The sequence below is a fragment of the Haloprofundus halophilus genome (assembly GCF_003439925.1).
GTDB classification, from domain to species: domain Archaea; phylum Halobacteriota; class Halobacteria; order Halobacteriales; family Haloferacaceae; genus Haloprofundus; species Haloprofundus halophilus.
Window position 1 is genome coordinate 560,303 of the sequence record NZ_QQRR01000002.1, and the last position, 14,809, is coordinate 575,111.

The window sequence follows — 14,809 nt, forward strand, 5'->3', positions numbered from 1 at the left end:
CGCAAAAGGTTCACCAAAAGCACTCGTCGCTCATTTCGCTCGTTTCACTCGCTCCATTCTCTCCTCGGCCCGCTCGCTCACTGCGTTCGCTCGCGGTACAACAGCTTGTAACAGCGCTAACGCCGCTACTCTTCGACGATCTCGACGTGCTCGCGGAGCCACGTCACCGCCGCGTCGACGGCCCCGGGGTCCTGGCTCGTGACTTTGATTCGGTTGTACTCCTCGCCGCGAGAGGGGTAGCTGCCGACGGCGACGTCGTACTGGTCGCGGACCTGCGCGAGCTGTGAGGTCACCGCGCCCTCGGGGGCGGGTGTCCGGAGCGTCTCGGAGGTGACGTCGCCGCCGAACTCGTCGGCGACGCGGTCGAACATCGCGCGCATCTCGTCCGGGATACCGGGGAGGACGTAGACGTTCTCCATCACGCAGCCCGGCGAGAGCCCGGCGGGGTTGAGAAGCGGTCGCGCGCCGTCGGGAATCGACGCCTGCGCGTCGGCGTCTATCCGGAGGTCGTAGTTCTCGGCGAGTTCCGGATTCGCCTCGCGGAACGCGGCGACGGTCTCTAAGATATCCTCTCTCGCCTCCTCGTCGACGACGAGCGAGACACCGAACGCCTCGGCGACGCCGTCCATCGTCAAATCGTCGTGGGTGCCGCCGAGGCCGCCGGTTACGACGACGGCGTCGTAGTCGTCGCTCCACCTCCTGACGGCGTCGGCGATGACCGACTCAACGTCGGGGACGGTGAGAATGCGCGTCACCGTCGCGCCTCGCTCGGTCAACTGCCGCGCTAACCACGTCGCGTTCGTGTTCTCCGTATCTCCGGCCAGCAGTTCGTCGCCGACCGTGAGAATCGCCACGTCCATGTCCGTACTGTGGGCTACGGCCGATTAAGCGTTGGTCCGGCGGCAGGCGGGGTAGTGCAGTCGCGGGGCGGTGCTGTACGGTGCGCATGTGTTCACTGTACCGCGAGTGAGCGAAGCGAACGAGCGGACCGACGACCGAGCGGAGGCCAAAGGCCGAAGCGAGGAAGGAGTGTTTTTGATGAACCTTTTGCCGAGTGAGGGCGGCGCAGCCGCCCGAACGCAGTGTAAAAGGTTCTAGTAGATGAGCGCGTCGTCGTTTTCGATCATGTAGAGCGTGCGCGCGGCGATGTTGACCGTGTGGTCGCCGACGCGTTCGAGGTCGCGGACCGTGAGCAGGAGCCGAGAGACGTCCTGCATCCGACTCTCGATGTTTCCGCTGTCGGTGGTGTCGGCTTCGATGAGGTCGCGGACGACGATTTCGCTCGCGGCCTCGCACATCGCGTCGAGGTCGTCGTCTCGGTCGGCGATGTCGTAACAGGCGTCGGGGTCGTCGCGGTCGTACGCGTCCATCGCCGCGCTGAGCATCTCCAGCGTGAGGTCGCCGATCCGTTGGATGTCGACGTCCGGGAACACGTCGCGCTCGGCGCTCTTGGCGTAGCCGCCGAGGTTCGTCGCCAGGTCGGCGATGCGTTCGAGGTCGGTGATGATTTTGAACGACGCCGCGATGAAGCGGAGGTCGCCCGCGACCGGCTGTTGGAGGGCGATGAGGTCGATACACTGCTGTTCGAGGTCGAGGTACATCCGGTTTATCTCGGCGTCGCCCTCGATGATCTCCTCGGCGAGCTGTTCGTCCTTCTGTTCGAGCGCGTCCATTCCCATCCGCAGGCGTTCGCTGACCACTTCGCTCATGTAGAGAACGTCCTCGCGGAGAGATTCGAGTTGAGATTGGTATTCGTTTCGCGGCATACCTCCGACATGCGTCGGTCGGTGTAATGTATGTTGTGCCTGAGTCGGTCACCGCGGCCCGTTTGTTTCGACCGTGGGCGGTTCTGCGGGGACCGAGCGGTGGGTGGACGAGCGATGAGTGGACGAGCGGTGAGTGTTCGGACCCTCGTACCGCGAGCGAACGAGCGGCGCGAGTGAGCGAGCGGCCCTTTTTGGCCGAGCTTTTTGCAAGGCGCGGTGTGTGAGCGAAGCGAGACCAGAGGTCTCGCAGGCCGTGCGGGCGACTCGTAGGTCGCCCGCAGACGGAGCGAACACACCCGACGCAGTACAAAGGTCGAGGTTTAGTAGATGAGCGCGTCGTCGCTTTCGACCATGTAGAGCGTGCGGGCGGCGATGTTGACCGCGTGGTCGCCGACGCGCTCGATGTCGCGGACCGTGAGCAGGAATCGGTTCACTTCGCCGAACAGCGACCCGCTTCGGTCGTCGGGGGCGGATTCGACGAGGTCGCGGACGACGAGTTCGCCGACGCGTTCGCAGAGGCCGTCGAGTTCGTCGTCGCGGTCGGCGACCGCGTAGCAGGCGTCGGCGTCGGCGCCTGCGTACGCCGCCAGTGCGTCCTCGACCATCTCCGCGGCGATGTCTCCGAGGTCCTGGAGATTCACCTCCGGGAACAGTTCGCGCTCCCGCGAGAGGTGGTACCCGCAGATGTTCGTCACCAGGTCGGCGATGCGTTCGAGGTCGGTGATGATCTTGAACGAAGCGACGACGAGACGGAGATCGCCCGCGACGGGTTGCTGGAGCGCGAGGAGGTCGACACAGCGGCTCTCGAGTCGGAGATACCACTCGTTGATCTCGTGGTCACGCTCCGCGAGCGACCGCGCTCTCTCGGAGTCGCGGGCTTCGAGCGCCGAAAGCGCCTTTCGAAGGCGGGAGACGACGGCCTCACCCATGGTGAGCACCTCGTCGCGCAGGTCGTCGAGTTCGCGCTGGAACTGCTCGCGCGGCACGGTCGGTTACCCGAACTTGCCGGTGATGTAATCTTCGACGCGCTGGCTGTCCGGGTTCTCGAATATCCGCTGAGTGTCGCCGAACTCGACGAGTTCGCCGCCGGTGAGGAACACCGCGGTCTTGTCGGAGATGCGCGCCGCCTGCTGCATGTTGTGTGTGACGATGACGACGGTGTAGTCCTCCGCGAGGTCGGCGATGAGGTCTTCGACCTGCGAGGTGGCGACCGGGTCGAGCGCCGAGGCCGGCTCGTCCATCAGGATGACGTCGGGGTCGACGGCGATGGCGCGGGCGATGCAGAGTCGCTGCTGTTGACCGCCCGAGAGGTCGAGACCGGACTCGTCGAGGCGGTCCTTCACCTCGTCCCACAGCGCCGCCGACTTGAGGGCGTTCTCGACCTTCTCGTCCAAGTTCTCGGTCTTGCCCTGTATCTTGAGGCCGTAAGCGACGTTCTCGTAGATGCTCTTCGGGAACGGGTTCGGCGACTGGAACACCATCCCGATACGGCGGCGAAGCGCGACGGGGTCGACGTCGTCGTCGTAGACGTTCTTGCCCTCGAACCGTAGCTCGCCGTCGATACGACAGGATTCGATGAGGTCGTTCATCCGGTTGATACACCGGAGGAACGTCGACTTCCCGCAGCCGGACGGACCGATCATCGCGGTCACCTGTCGCTTCGGGATTTCGATGTCGATGCCCTGTAGCGCCTGCGTGTCGCCGTAGAACACGTCGAGGTCCTTGGACGAGACGACCGTCTCGGCGCGCTGGGAACGGTTCTGCTCGGTGCTGTCGACTACCCCCGAACCGGGACGCGGCGACGTTTGCGATTCGACGCTACTGCCGCTCTCGGTGTCTTGTTCGGACGTAGTCATAGTATCCTTACTCATTGTTCACGACCTCCGCTCATATTTGTTGCGGATAAGTATCGCTGCGGCGTTCATAGACAACATGACGACGAGAAGCGTGACGACGCCCGCCGCCATCACGCCGTACTGGAACTCCTGGGACGGCTGACCGACCCAGGCGTAGATCTGACGCGGCATCGCGCTGAAGATGTCGAAGAAGCCGCCCGGTGGTTGGAACACCGACGCGGCGGCACCGATCATCAGAAGCGGTGCCGTCTCCCCGATGGCGCGACCGAACGCGAGGATACTCCCCGTGAGGATGCCCGGCAGCGCCTCGGGAAGGACGACCCGACGAATCGTCTGCCAGCGGGTCGCACCCATCCCGTAGGACGCCTGTCTGAGCGACCCCGGAACCGCTCGGATCGCCTCCTGCGCCGAGATGATGATGATGGGCAGGATGAGCAGTCCGACGGTCATCCCGCCGACGACGACGATACCGCTGGCGAAGTTGAGCCAGTTGACGAACAGCGCCAACCCCAGCAACCCGTAGACGACCGACGGGACGCCCGCGAGGTTCGCGATGTTTATCTCGATGAACTTCACGACGACGCCGAGTGGGCCGTCGCTCGGCGCGTACTCTTCGAGGTACAGCGCCGCGCCGACGCCGATGGGGAACGACGAAACGGCGACGACGACCATCATCATCACCGACCCGATGAGCGCCGGATAGATGCCCGCCTCCTCGGGGAACCGCGAGTTCGCGCTGGTGAGGAACTGGAGATCGAGCCACGCTTCCGGCCCGGCGAATCCGAGCATCTCGACCAGTACCGCACCGAGGAGTATCCCGGCGATGGCGACCAGCGGGAACGCGAGGCCGACGGGACGGTGGTCCCGACGGCGGACGACGCCCTCGACGTACAGCGCCGTCGGCACCCCCGCGAACGTGAAGAGGATGACCCACACCGGCGGTGTGATTCCGGTCGAGGGGTCGATGAACACGCCGGCGGTGACCGTCGCCAGTAGCGCGCCCCCGGCGACGAGGCCGGCGCGCTGGTCGTTTCGCCGCCGGGCGACGATCAGCCCACCGACGACCGCTCCGCCGAGACCGAACGTGAGCAGGTAGATGAGCCACGCTTGCGGAACGGTCGGGAAGGTGGCGACGAACTCGAACGTCACCGGCGCGAGTACGAAGAGCGCGACGACGGCGACGACCGCCTCTTCGAGGAACGACGCTCTCGTTCGGGCCCGCCTGTGACCGAGAAGGACACCCCCGGTGACGACGGCGGCGACGACGAACGCCAGCCACTCGACAATGCTGAGCACGTCGATGAACAGCAGCAACACGCCGCTACCGAGTAGCGAGCCGAACAGCGGGACGCCGAGCGCGGTCAGCGCGACGGTCGCCTCGCCGTCGCCGCGCCGCCTGAAGTAGCCGAGCAACGCCGTCGACGGGAGGACGAACGTCAGGAAGAACACGAGGAACCACCCCGGGTTCGCGGTGAACGGCCGAATCGCGTCCTTCGTCACGTAGACGAGCAGTCCGGCGACCATCACGATGCCGAACAGCGTCGCCGACAGACAGGCCGCCGCGAACACTTTCCCCGGGAGACGGCTGATTCGTTCGGCGTCGCCGAACCAGTCGCCGGTCGCTCCCTCGGTCTCGGCCGCCATCAGCGGCACCCCTCCATCGACGCGCCGGCGGTTCGGCGACTCATTGGTACTCCTCCCGGTACCGCGACGCGACGAACGTACTGGCGAGATTCATTGCGAACGTGATAGTGAACAGCGTGATTCCGATGGCGAACATCGCCTTGTAGGCGGTCGACCCGCCCGCGATGTCCGTCGTCACGAGCTGGACCATCGCGGCGGTCATCACCTCGAGCGACTCGAACGGGCTCGGGACGAGCCGAGGGCGCATCCCGGCGGCGACGACGACGATCATCGTCTCGCCGATGGCCCGCGAGAGCGCGAGGATGAACGACGAGAAGATGCCGGACGCCGCCGCCGGAATGACGACACCGGTCGACACCTCCAGTTTCGTCGCGCCCATCCCGTACCCGGCCTGCCGGAGCGAGTCGGGGACGGCGCTCATCGCGTCCTCGCTCAGACTCGACACCATCGGGACGATCATGATGCCGATCATGATGGAGGCGCTGAGCGCGTTGAACGTGCTCAGTGGGAGTCCGAGCCACTCGAGCGCGGGCGTGAGATAAACCAGGGCGAAGTACCCGTAGACGACCGTCGGGATTCCGGCCAGGATTTCGAGGGCCGGCTTGATCACCGACCGCGTCTTGGTGCTGGCGTACTCGCTCAGATACGTCGCCGACGCGACGCCGACCGGGATGGCGATGAGCGCCGAGAGCGCGGTCACGAACAGGGTTCCGGCGACGAGCGGGAGAACGCCGAACTCCTGCTGTATCGTCGGACTCCACGACGTACCGAGGAAGAAGTTCAGCGGTGATACGGCGAGGAAGAAGTCCACGGCGTCGAACAGGAGCGTCGCGACGATGGCGGCCGTGACCGCCACCGACAGTGCGGCACAACCGAACAACAGCCACTTGATGCTCTGCTCCCGCGCAGAGCGGATCCCCGAACGACCGACGAAGTCGGGTGTGTTACTTTCCTGGCTCATCTTGTGGTGACTGTGTCGTGCATCTTGAAAAGCGGCATGATTCGTTTTCGGTCGTGTGTACGTGTCTATCCGCTGAAATCGGGGTCTCTCCGACCCGACTTACTCGCCGCTGTACTGTTCGAGCTTGCTCAGGTTCTCGTCGCGTAGCTCCGCGCTGGAGGGAACGTACCCAATCCGACTGACGAGGTCCGTCTCGGCCTGTTCGAGGTAGTACTCCGTGAACGCGTAGACCTGTTCTTTCTCCTCGAGCGAGGACTGCGCCGCGTAGATGAACAGGGGCCGCGCCATCGGGTAGTCGCCGCTCTTGGCGTTCTCGATGCTCGGCTCCGTGCAACTGCCGTCCTCACTCTCCTTTATCTTGACCGCCTTGACGTTGTCCCGGTTCTCCTCGTAGTAGGCGTATCCGAAGAAGCCCATCGCGTACTCCGAGCCCTGGATACCCTGGATGATGCGGTTGTCGTTCTCGGTGGGTTCGTAGTCGTCGCGTATCGTGTCAGCGTCTTGGATGACGTTGTCGATGAACCAGTCGAACGTCCCGGACGACGAGGCCGGCCCGTAGAGCTCGAACTCCTCGTCGGGCCAGTCGGAGTTGATATCGCTCCACTTCTGCGCGCCGTCCGGACGCCAGATCTGCGAGAGCTGCTCGAAACTCAGGCAGTCGACCCAGTCGGCGTCGTTGTTGACGGCGACCGTCAGCGCGTCGCTGGCGACCTGGAACTCGACGGGCTCGACGCCGTTGTCGCCGCAGCTCTGGACTTCGGTCTCCTTTATCGGACGCGACGCGCCGTTGATGTCGGCGTTTCCGGGGCAGAAGTGGTTCTCGAAGCCGCCACCGCTGCCGGTCGAGTCGACCGAGACGTTCACGTCGTGTTCCTTCATGAACTCCTCGGCCATCGCCTCGGAGACCGGATAAACCGTACTGCTACCTTTGATGATGACCTCGCCGGAGAGGTCACCGGAGCCGCCGCCCCCGGAGCCGTCTCCGGAGCTCCCGTTCCCGTTGGAACCGCCAGAACTTGCACCGGGATTTGTGGTACAGCCGGCGACGCCGACTACCCCCGCCGTTCCTGCGCCGACGAGGAACTTACGCCGTGATACGCCGCCCCTCTCGCCCGACGTCTGTTGCGTCATCAATCGTTCATGGCCGAGTGAGACATAAGTACCCTGCTATGACAGCTATATAGCGTTATGTACGTGAATCACTATCCACCGCAATCGGTGTACGAGGCGCACCCACGCGTCGTCGGTTCAAACGGATACCGCCGACAATCCCTGCTTAAATCCTTCTTTTCTCCGTTAATCGAAAACAGTACTTCGGGAACGTCTCGTAACGGACGCTTTCCGGAGGAGGCCGGAAAGAGACCGGTCCGACACCGGTCGTCGAAGATAGGTATCTCGCTGTATCTTGCCACTACAATATATAGATGAGGGACAGATTTATTATGGCGATGCCCCACCTTCTCTCATGGTCGAGACGCGAAAGGTGCAGGTGACGGGCGGGTCGACGTACACGGTATCGATTCCGAAAGAGTGGGCGACCGAAAACGGTGTCAGTGCCGGAAGCGAAGTCGAGTTCTACCCGGAGGGGGACTCGCTGTTCTTGACGCCACGGACCGAGGAGGAACGGACCGAGGGCACGCTCGACATCTCGAAGTTGGAGGGCCAGGAACTCGTCCGCGCGGTGATGACGATGTACGTCAGCGGCTTCGACGTCATCGCCCTCGAGAGCGGCCGCATCACGAACGACCAGCGGCGGACCGTCCGGGAAGCGACGCAGGGGCTCGTCGGCCTCGAAGTGTTAGAGGAGACCCGCGACCGCATCGTCATCCGCGACCTGCTGGACTCCTCGGAGCTGTCGATTCACAACGCCGTCACCCGGATGCGACTCATCGCGCTGTCGATGCTCGAAGACGCGGTGAGCGCGCTCGCCGAACTCGACATGGATATGGCGCAAGACGTCATCCAACGCGACGACGACGTCGACCGCCTCTACATGGTCGTCTCGCGCATCTTCCGCGCGACGCTTCGGACGCCGAAAGCCGCCGAAGAACTGGGGCTCCCGCGGGAGGTCTGTTTCGACTACCACTCCTCCGCCCGGCAGCTCGAACGCATCGCCGACCACGCGACGAAGATCGCGCATCTGACGCTCAACATCGAGGAACCGGTTCAGGACGACGTGCTCGACGCGCTCTGGGAACTGCACGAGGACGCGACCACCGTCGTCGACGCGGGGATGGACGCCCTCTTCTCGGACGACAGCGTCGAAGCGACCGAAGTCGCCAACGAGGCCCGCGAGTCCGTTCAAGAGATCGACGAGCACGCGCGCACTATCGACGAACTGCTCCGCGACCTCGACCCCGTCCGCGCGCAGATGCTCGGTCTCATCGTCGACTCGCTCTCGCGCAGCGCCGACTACGGCGGCAACATCGCCGAGACGGCGCTGCAGAAGGCCGCGCCCACGCCGTAACGCCACCTTTTGACGCCCACCTTTTACGCTGCGCGGACGGCTTCGCCGTCCGCTCGGTAAAAGCTGGACCAAAAGCGCTCGTCGTTCACTCCAGCCGCTTCGCGGCTTCCGTTCTCTCCTCGGCCCACTCGCTCGGGCTACGCCCTCGCTCGTGGTAGAACTGCTCGTCTACAGTAGCCGAAGTTGGTTATCGCCGACTCATCGTTCCGCGAGCGAACGGAGTTCTCGTGAGCCGAAGGCGAACGAGAGCTCGGGAGAGCTTCGCTCTCCCGGCGTGAGCGAGCGGGCCGACGACTGAGCGGAACGAAGTGGAGCGAAGGAGGAGTGCTTTTGGTCCAGCTTTTACCGAGGGCTGCCGGAGGCAGCCCGCAGCGTAAAAGGTGGGCGTTCTATTCCTCGTCGACGAGCACGGCGTTGACCTGTCCGGTCTGGCCCGGACGGGAGGTCACGCGTGCGCGACCGGCGGAGGTGTCGATGATTGCGCCTTTCGTGATGATGTTTCGGCGCGCGTAGTTGACGTTCGAGGGGTTGTCGACGACGTTCTCGATGTCGGCTTGGCCGACCTCGCCGCCCTGGGCGACCTGCGCGACGTTCGTCGCCAGCGCGCGGGTCTTCGTGTTGCTGCCCCGGGAGTCGATGGTCCGGAATCGGGGTTCGCCGACGGTGGTCTCGGCCGGTTCACGACCGAGCTGGTAGCGCTTCTTGTTGCTGGACGGTCGGAGGCGACCGCCGGTTCGCTTCCGCTGGGAGCGTCCTTGGTCCTTCATACCCCGAAGAACTGCCAGCAACTACTTGAATCGCTCGAACTTGCATCGCCGGACTCAGACGACGCACGCGCCGGTTCGCGCGGAGCACTCTCGAACGCGCCGCGAGTAGCAAACTTTAGTGACCGCCGCCGCCGTGGTCTCGCTCATGAGTCTGCAGACCGCGACGGCCGTCCCGTTTCGCCAGCGCGGGAGCGAACGCCTCGGCGAGGGCGAGTTCGTCGTCGTGCTGTCGCTGGACCGCGGGTGGTTCTCGCCGGACCAGGCGAAACGCCTCGTCGACGTGGCGGTCGGCCGCGGCCTGCTCGACCGCGACGAGGGCAGCGGCGACCTCGTCCCCGCGTTCGACCCCGACGACGTGGAAATCCCGCGCGAGTTCGTTCCCGACGAGTCCATCCTCCGCGAGCAGTCGACGTTCGAGCGCATCCTCGACGCGATGGTCGCCGCCGGCGTCGACAAGCAGCGCGCGGTCGCGACGGCCAACGAGCGCCAGCACCGCCTCGGCGTGACGCTCGAGACCGCAGCGGTACTCACCGCCCGCAGCGAGGGCGTCGACGTCGACGACGTCGCCGGCGCCGTCCGGGCCGACCTGACCGAAACCGAAGCCGAGTAACCCGAGACGCGCCTTCTCCCCGCATGGCCGACGACCGACCCATCGACGGGAAGCGCATCGCACAGCTACTGGCCTCCGAACTCGAAGGCGGCGGCTCCTCCGCGCGACTTCGCGTCGTCGACGCCGACCCGGACGTCGAAGCGACGGTCGACGGCGCGTTCGCCTACGCCGTCGACGCCGTTGACACTGAGTCGTACGCTGCCGACGCGGACGCCGACAGCGCCGACGAGAACCGGCTCCGACTCGCCGAGGTGTACGTCCAGTCCGACCGCGCACGCGTGGAGTTCCTCGTCGAACCGACGACGGCGGCCGAAGCCGCCGAAACGGAGCACCTCCGCGTCCGGCCGAAGGCGGTTCGACCCCCGCGAACGCTCACGTTCGTCGAAGACGGCGCGCAGGTCAAGTGGATTCTCCCGGTGTTCGAGGCGGTTCTCGCCCGCGACGACTGAGGCCGACCACGACACTCGCTGACAAATCGAACCGTCACGATTGTATTTACTCAACAATGAGTAAGTCTTTTCAAAGGCAGTCGTCTGCTTCTATTCGATGAGTAAGATTTCCTCCGAAAACCCCGCAGGAGTGTTGAACCGATGATGTGGCAAGACCTCATCTTCTTGGCTGGCAGCGTCTTTTCGCTCATCGTCCTCGTGCCGACGCTGCGCGACTCGATGGCGAACGTCCCGCTCGGGACGACGCTCCCCTCCGCCACTATCGGCATCGTCTACGGAACCACGTTCTTCACGCTCGGCATGACGCTCTCGGCGGTCGGGTCGCTTCTGACCGGCGTCATGTGGAGTCTCATCGCCCTGTTGCGCTCGCCGCACCCGTACAGCGACCAGTTCGATATCGGTTCCGAGTCGCCGTCGCCGCGTTCGGCCCCGCAGAACGCCGACTGAGGCGCTCACCGACCGAGACGGACCGCGAAGCGCTCGAAACGCTCGAAACGCTCGAACCCTCCGAATCCTCCGAACCCCCGCAACGCCGCGCAACTCTCGCCGCCGTCGCTGCGACTGGCTGCCACTCCGCCCGACCGTCGACGAGCGACCGCGTGGCTTTTTATCGGATGAAGCACCCAGTCGGGGGTATGACCCTCGACCCCGTCCACGTCGACGGCATCGCGGCGCTCGCCCGCGAACTCGCGGAGAACGTCGACGACGGCGACCACACGGACCTCGCGCGGACGGTGTGGGACGAGTGGTTGGACCCGCTGCGGTACGACGGCCGGACGGTCGTCGAACCGCTCGGCGAGCAGTCGCTGCGCGCCGCCGACGTCGACGACGTCGCCCTCACCGACCGGCCGTTCGAGACGGTTCACGGCCTCGACTCGGGAACGATCAACCCGACCACGTTCGAGAACGGGTTGGTTCTCGACATGGCGCACGCCGCGATGGCGAGCGTCCCCTCGGACCTCGACCTGCATCGCTCGCGCAGCATCGTCCTCACGACGCACACGAACGACCGCTACGCGAAACTCGGCACCGAGTGGCAGACCCACGACGAGGCGTACAGTCGCCTCCGGGTGCTCCAAGCGCCCAACGTGAACCGGTACGCAGAGGGCGTCGTCCACGCGCTGTCGCTGTACCTCGCCGAGAGCGAGCACGCGCTCCGGCACGCCGACGACGTCTCCGACCTCCTGATTCTCGACGGTCCCATCTACCCGAAGGAGCTGTTCAACTGGCGGGACCGGGACGCCGAACTCCGCGAACTCGCCGAGGAGGCGAAACCGCGCCACATCGTGGAGAACTACGTTCGACTCGTCGAGCGGTTCGTCGAGCGCGACGTGCCGCTGGTCGGCTTCGTCAAGAACCCGATCTCGAAGCTCGTCACTCGGACGCTGCAGACGAAAGGCGTCGACGCGCCCTGGGCCGACGATACGGCGCTGTTCTCCCGGCTGTTAGAGCGGCGAACCCGGCCGGACGCCGCCGGAGAGACGACGCGCCTGACCGACGACCTCACGTTCACCTCGTGGTTCGTCTCCCGCGGCGGGTCGGACCGGACGCTCGCAGCCGACGGCGACGCTCTCGGCGTCGAAAGGAAACTCGATCCGGAACTGTACGAGGTGACGTTCTTCGTCCTCTACGACCCGCGACACGGCGTGCTCTACAAAGTCGAAGCGCCGTACGCGTTCACCCGCGACGCCGAACGCCGCGCGAGACTCGCGCGACAGATTCTCCACGACGTCGCCGGGGCCCGCGGCCCGCCGCCCGCGGTCACGAAGGCCGACGAGCTCGCCCGAATCAGCGCCCACGAGAAGGCGTCGCTCCGGCGGAAGTTGGCCGAAGACGTCGGCACCGAGTACGTCCGCACCTACGACGGTATCCGCTGGGGAGGGCTGTTCTGAGGGCGGGTGGTGTACTCACCGACGACCGGGCTCTGCCTTCTCGACTGCTATCGTCACGTCGCCTTCGGCGACGCCGACGCGCGCGAACTGCGTCCGGATGTGTTCCTTCGCCGCCGCCAGCGCCTGGTCTCGCGTGTCGAATCCGCGGGGCATCGGCGACTCGAAGGCGACGCGAATCGTCTCGCCGTCGATCTCGGTCGGCGAACCGCCGCTTTCGACCTCGTAGAACTCGTCGCAGACCCAGACGTACGGCGCGTCCTCGTCGGGCGCGCCCTTGAACGACGGCGCGGTCTCGCCGCGCTCGAAAACCGTGCCGGTGAGCGCCGTCCCGCCGCCCGAACCGCGAACCAGAAGCATACCCGACGTACGTGCGCGAGCGTAAAAAGCGGTAGTCCGAACGCTTCCACCGAGTCGTCCGCCGGAGGGAAAGGTCCATCAAGGGGGCCGTCGTGTCCCGAGATATGTCTAACCTCGGTGACTTCACCGACTTCGACCCCGACGACGACGGCGACTCGTCCGCCGAGTCGCGGACCGACGCCGCCGACGCGGGCGCCTCCGACGCCGACGCCGGCGGACTCGACGACGGGAGCGGCGGTTCCGTGTCGGACGGGACCGACTCCGCCGAGGAGTCGTTCGACCGCCTCGACGTCGAACCGGCCACTGCTGACCGCGGTATCGGCGCGCTCTCGGTGTCGCAGGGGCTCTGCGTCGCCGAAGACGAGCGCGACACCGCCCTCCGCGCGTTCGTCACGACCGGCAACCGCGACACCGTCCGCCTCGGTAAGTACCTGCTCGTCCCCTACCCGGACGACGAGACGCTGTTCTGCCGAATCACCGGGCTGGAGTACGCACAGGAGTTCCAGGCCGACGACGCGACGGAGATTCACGCCCGCCGCGCGATGCGCCGGACCGAGTTCCCCGAACGCGACTACAAGTTCGTCGCGGCGCTCGACCCCGTCGCGGTCCTCTACGAAGATAGCGAGGGGCGAAGCTCCTCGGACCATTCGAGCGGGCGGAGCCCGCGGGAAGACGGCGGCGAACTGAAACGCCGGATGACCGACCGCGTGCCCAAACCCGGCGCGACGGTGACGGAGGCGACCGACGCCGACGAGATAAAGACGGGACTGAAGATTCCGGGCGACGGCGTCTTCTTGGGCCACCTCTCGGTCGGCGGCGAGAAGGTCCGCACCGCCGCCGACCCGCCGACCATCGACTACCGGGTGAAGGACGATTACAGCGAGGGCGACCCGCTCGTCTTCCGGCACACGCTCGTCGCCGGCGGGACGGGGTCGGGGAAGACCCACGCCTCGAAGAACGTGCTTCGACAGTACCTCGCCGAAGAGCGAACCTACGAGATGGGCGACGGCCGGACGGCCCGGCCCGCGGTCGTTCAGTTCGACCCGCAGGACGAGTACGCGCAGATGCACGACAACAACCCGGAATTGGATAGCGAGTTCGCCCGCCGCCTCGAACGCGAGGGCGTCGCCTACGGCGGCCACGACGACACGCTCGCGTTCGTCCCGCAGGTCGGCGACGCCTCCTACCCCGGCGAGGGCCACCGCGCCGAACGCGTCCGCTTCACCATCCCGTTCTCGATGGTGCGGCGCTGGCCGTGGCTCGTCGCGGGCGCGGCGCTCAACGACAACCAGTACAACGCGCTCACGCTGTTACTCGACCGCTACTTCCGGCAGAACCCGTCCGGGACGTACAAGGGGTTCCAGTCGTTCCTCGACGACCCGGCGCTGCGCGATGAGCTCGACGAGTCGGGCCACGTCCACGAAGCGACGTTCGACGCGGTCAAGCGGAAGACGCGGACCAAAGCGGCCAACGACGTGTTCGACGGCGACGCCAAACCCATCACCGAGTTGGTCCACCAGCTCGTCAGACCCGGCGGGCTCACGGTCGTGCCGACGTACCACGTCTCCAACAGCCGCGCGGCGGAGATGGTCGTCCTCGCGGTGTCGAGTCTGCTCATCGACGAGAAGCTCTCGAACGACCCCGAGTACGACCGCATCGACGAGACGCCGGTCGTGCTGGGGATGGACGAGGCGCACAACTTCCTCGCCGACGCCGACAGCGTGCAGGCCAGAAACGTCATCGGAAAGTTCACCGAGGCGGCCAAACAGGGCCGAAAGGAGCGTCTCGGGCTGTTCCTCATCACGCAGGACCCCCAGGACGTCGCCGACTCGGTGTTCAAGCAGATAAACACGAAACTCGTGTTGAACCTCGGCGACGAGGACGCCATCAAGTCGGTGAACATCCCGCCGAACCTCGAAAGCAAGGTGCCGTACATGGAGAAGGGCCAGATGGTCGTCTACTCGCCGGACAACTCCGAGCCCGTCGAACTCATCGGGCTGTCGAAGTGCCTGACGCGGCACGGGCGCTGACCGGCTTTCT

General features: G+C 65.6%; 15 protein-coding genes. 6 read left to right on the forward strand and 9 right to left on the reverse strand.

What is annotated here, in order from left to right:
• Positions 1-125: 125 nt before the first annotated feature.
• From DV709_RS12470 to DV709_RS12500, 7 genes are all read right to left on the reverse strand, one after another.
• Complete coding sequence (locus DV709_RS12470) at positions 126-860, reverse strand: competence/damage-inducible protein A (RefSeq protein WP_117594752.1); 735 nt, start codon at positions 858-860, stop codon at positions 126-128.
• A 234-nt stretch (positions 861-1,094) separates the two neighbouring features.
• A complete protein-coding gene (phoU, locus tag DV709_RS12475; RefSeq protein WP_117594753.1) occupies positions 1,095-1,766 on the reverse strand; it encodes a phosphate signaling complex protein PhoU in 672 nt (223 codons plus the stop codon).
• A gap of 320 nt (positions 1,767-2,086) precedes the next feature.
• Positions 2,087-2,752 (reverse strand): phosphate signaling complex protein PhoU, encoded by a 666-nt coding sequence (gene phoU / locus DV709_RS12480; RefSeq protein WP_117594754.1) that lies wholly within the window; start codon positions 2,750-2,752, stop codon positions 2,087-2,089.
• Between the two features lie 6 nt (positions 2,753-2,758).
• Complete coding sequence (pstB, locus tag DV709_RS12485) at positions 2,759-3,637, reverse strand: phosphate ABC transporter ATP-binding protein PstB (protein ID WP_117594755.1); 879 nt, start codon at positions 3,635-3,637, stop codon at positions 2,759-2,761.
• Positions 3,638-3,640: 3 nt separating this feature from the next.
• Positions 3,641-5,266, reverse strand: coding sequence for a phosphate ABC transporter permease PstA (gene pstA / locus DV709_RS12490; protein ID WP_117594756.1), 1,626 nt, complete (start codon positions 5,264-5,266; stop codon positions 3,641-3,643).
• Between the two features lie 40 nt (positions 5,267-5,306).
• Positions 5,307-6,227, reverse strand: a complete 921-nt coding sequence (pstC, locus tag DV709_RS12495; RefSeq protein WP_117594757.1) for a phosphate ABC transporter permease subunit PstC — start codon at positions 6,225-6,227, stop codon at positions 5,307-5,309.
• Between the two features lie 99 nt (positions 6,228-6,326).
• Entirely contained in the window at positions 6,327-7,358 is a 1,032-nt protein-coding gene (locus tag DV709_RS12500) for a PstS family phosphate ABC transporter substrate-binding protein (protein WP_117594758.1), read from the reverse strand.
• Positions 7,359-7,692: 334 nt separating this feature from the next.
• Between DV709_RS12500 and DV709_RS12505 the strand changes: the two genes are divergently transcribed.
• On the forward strand, positions 7,693-8,694 hold the full coding sequence (locus tag DV709_RS12505; protein ID WP_117594759.1) for a phosphate signaling complex PhoU family protein: 1,002 nt from the start codon (positions 7,693-7,695) through the stop codon (positions 8,692-8,694).
• Between the two features lie 389 nt (positions 8,695-9,083).
• Here DV709_RS12505 and DV709_RS12510 read toward each other — a convergent pair whose 3' ends face one another.
• Complete coding sequence (locus DV709_RS12510; protein WP_117594760.1) at positions 9,084-9,461, reverse strand: 30S ribosomal protein S8e; 378 nt, start codon at positions 9,459-9,461, stop codon at positions 9,084-9,086.
• Positions 9,462-9,606: 145 nt separating this feature from the next.
• Here DV709_RS12510 and DV709_RS12515 point away from each other — a divergent pair, with 145 nt between their 5' ends.
• The 4 genes from DV709_RS12515 to DV709_RS12530 all read left to right on the forward strand — a co-directional run bounded on the left by DV709_RS12515 (position 9,607) and on the right by DV709_RS12530 (position 12,412).
• Complete coding sequence (locus DV709_RS12515; RefSeq protein ID WP_117595310.1) at positions 9,607-10,071, forward strand: DUF2240 family protein; 465 nt, start codon at positions 9,607-9,609, stop codon at positions 10,069-10,071.
• A 23-nt stretch (positions 10,072-10,094) separates the two neighbouring features.
• Positions 10,095-10,520 carry a hypothetical protein gene (locus tag DV709_RS12520; RefSeq protein ID WP_117594761.1) on the forward strand — a complete coding sequence of 142 codons (426 nt, stop codon included), beginning with the start codon at positions 10,095-10,097 and terminating at the stop codon, positions 10,518-10,520.
• Between the two features lie 141 nt (positions 10,521-10,661).
• Positions 10,662-10,967, forward strand: a complete 306-nt coding sequence (locus DV709_RS12525; RefSeq protein WP_198665718.1) for a hypothetical protein — start codon at positions 10,662-10,664, stop codon at positions 10,965-10,967.
• 188 nt (positions 10,968-11,155) lie between these two features.
• Positions 11,156-12,412: a DNA double-strand break repair nuclease NurA gene (locus DV709_RS12530; protein WP_117594762.1), complete on the forward strand. Its 1,257-nt coding sequence runs from the start codon at positions 11,156-11,158 to the stop codon at positions 12,410-12,412.
• 15 nt (positions 12,413-12,427) lie between these two features.
• Here the strand turns inward: DV709_RS12530 and DV709_RS12535 are convergent, their stop codons facing one another.
• A complete protein-coding gene (locus tag DV709_RS12535) occupies positions 12,428-12,769 on the reverse strand; it encodes a DUF7113 family protein (protein WP_117594763.1) in 342 nt (113 codons plus the stop codon).
• Positions 12,770-12,873: 104 nt separating this feature from the next.
• On the opposite strand from DV709_RS12535, the gene DV709_RS12540 reads away from it, so the two are divergent.
• Positions 12,874-14,799, forward strand: a complete 1,926-nt coding sequence (locus tag DV709_RS12540; protein WP_117594764.1) for an ATP-binding protein — start codon at positions 12,874-12,876, stop codon at positions 14,797-14,799.
• Positions 14,800-14,809: the final 10 nt, after the last annotated feature.

Bases quoted from the DNA above. Each gene is read 5' to 3' on its own strand.
- DV709_RS12470 (WP_117594752.1), bottom strand. From the start codon at position 860: ATGGACGTGGCGATTCTCACGGTCGGCGACGAACTGCTGGCCGGAGAT.
- phoU (WP_117594753.1), bottom strand. From the start codon at position 1,766: ATGCCGCGAAACGAATACCAATCTCAACTCGAATCTCTCCGCGAGGAC.
- pstB (WP_117594755.1), bottom strand. From the start codon at position 3,637: ATGAGTAAGGATACTATGACTACGTCCGAACAAGACACCGAGAGCGGC.
- pstA (WP_117594756.1), bottom strand. From the start codon at position 5,266: ATGGCGGCCGAGACCGAGGGAGCGACCGGCGACTGGTTCGGCGACGCC.
- pstC (WP_117594757.1), bottom strand. From the start codon at position 6,227: ATGAGCCAGGAAAGTAACACACCCGACTTCGTCGGTCGTTCGGGGATC.
- DV709_RS12500 (WP_117594758.1), bottom strand. From the start codon at position 7,358: ATGACGCAACAGACGTCGGGCGAGAGGGGCGGCGTATCACGGCGTAAG.
- DV709_RS12505 (WP_117594759.1), top strand. From the start codon at position 7,693: ATGGTCGAGACGCGAAAGGTGCAGGTGACGGGCGGGTCGACGTACACG.
- DV709_RS12510 (WP_117594760.1), bottom strand. From the start codon at position 9,461: ATGAAGGACCAAGGACGCTCCCAGCGGAAGCGAACCGGCGGTCGCCTC.
- DV709_RS12515 (WP_117595310.1), top strand. From the start codon at position 9,607: ATGAGTCTGCAGACCGCGACGGCCGTCCCGTTTCGCCAGCGCGGGAGC.
- DV709_RS12520 (WP_117594761.1), top strand. From the start codon at position 10,095: ATGGCCGACGACCGACCCATCGACGGGAAGCGCATCGCACAGCTACTG.
- DV709_RS12525 (WP_198665718.1), top strand. From the start codon at position 10,662: ATGATGTGGCAAGACCTCATCTTCTTGGCTGGCAGCGTCTTTTCGCTC.
- DV709_RS12530 (WP_117594762.1), top strand. From the start codon at position 11,156: ATGACCCTCGACCCCGTCCACGTCGACGGCATCGCGGCGCTCGCCCGC.
- DV709_RS12535 (WP_117594763.1), bottom strand. From the start codon at position 12,769: ATGCTTCTGGTTCGCGGTTCGGGCGGCGGGACGGCGCTCACCGGCACG.
- DV709_RS12540 (WP_117594764.1), top strand. From the start codon at position 12,874: ATGTCTAACCTCGGTGACTTCACCGACTTCGACCCCGACGACGACGGC.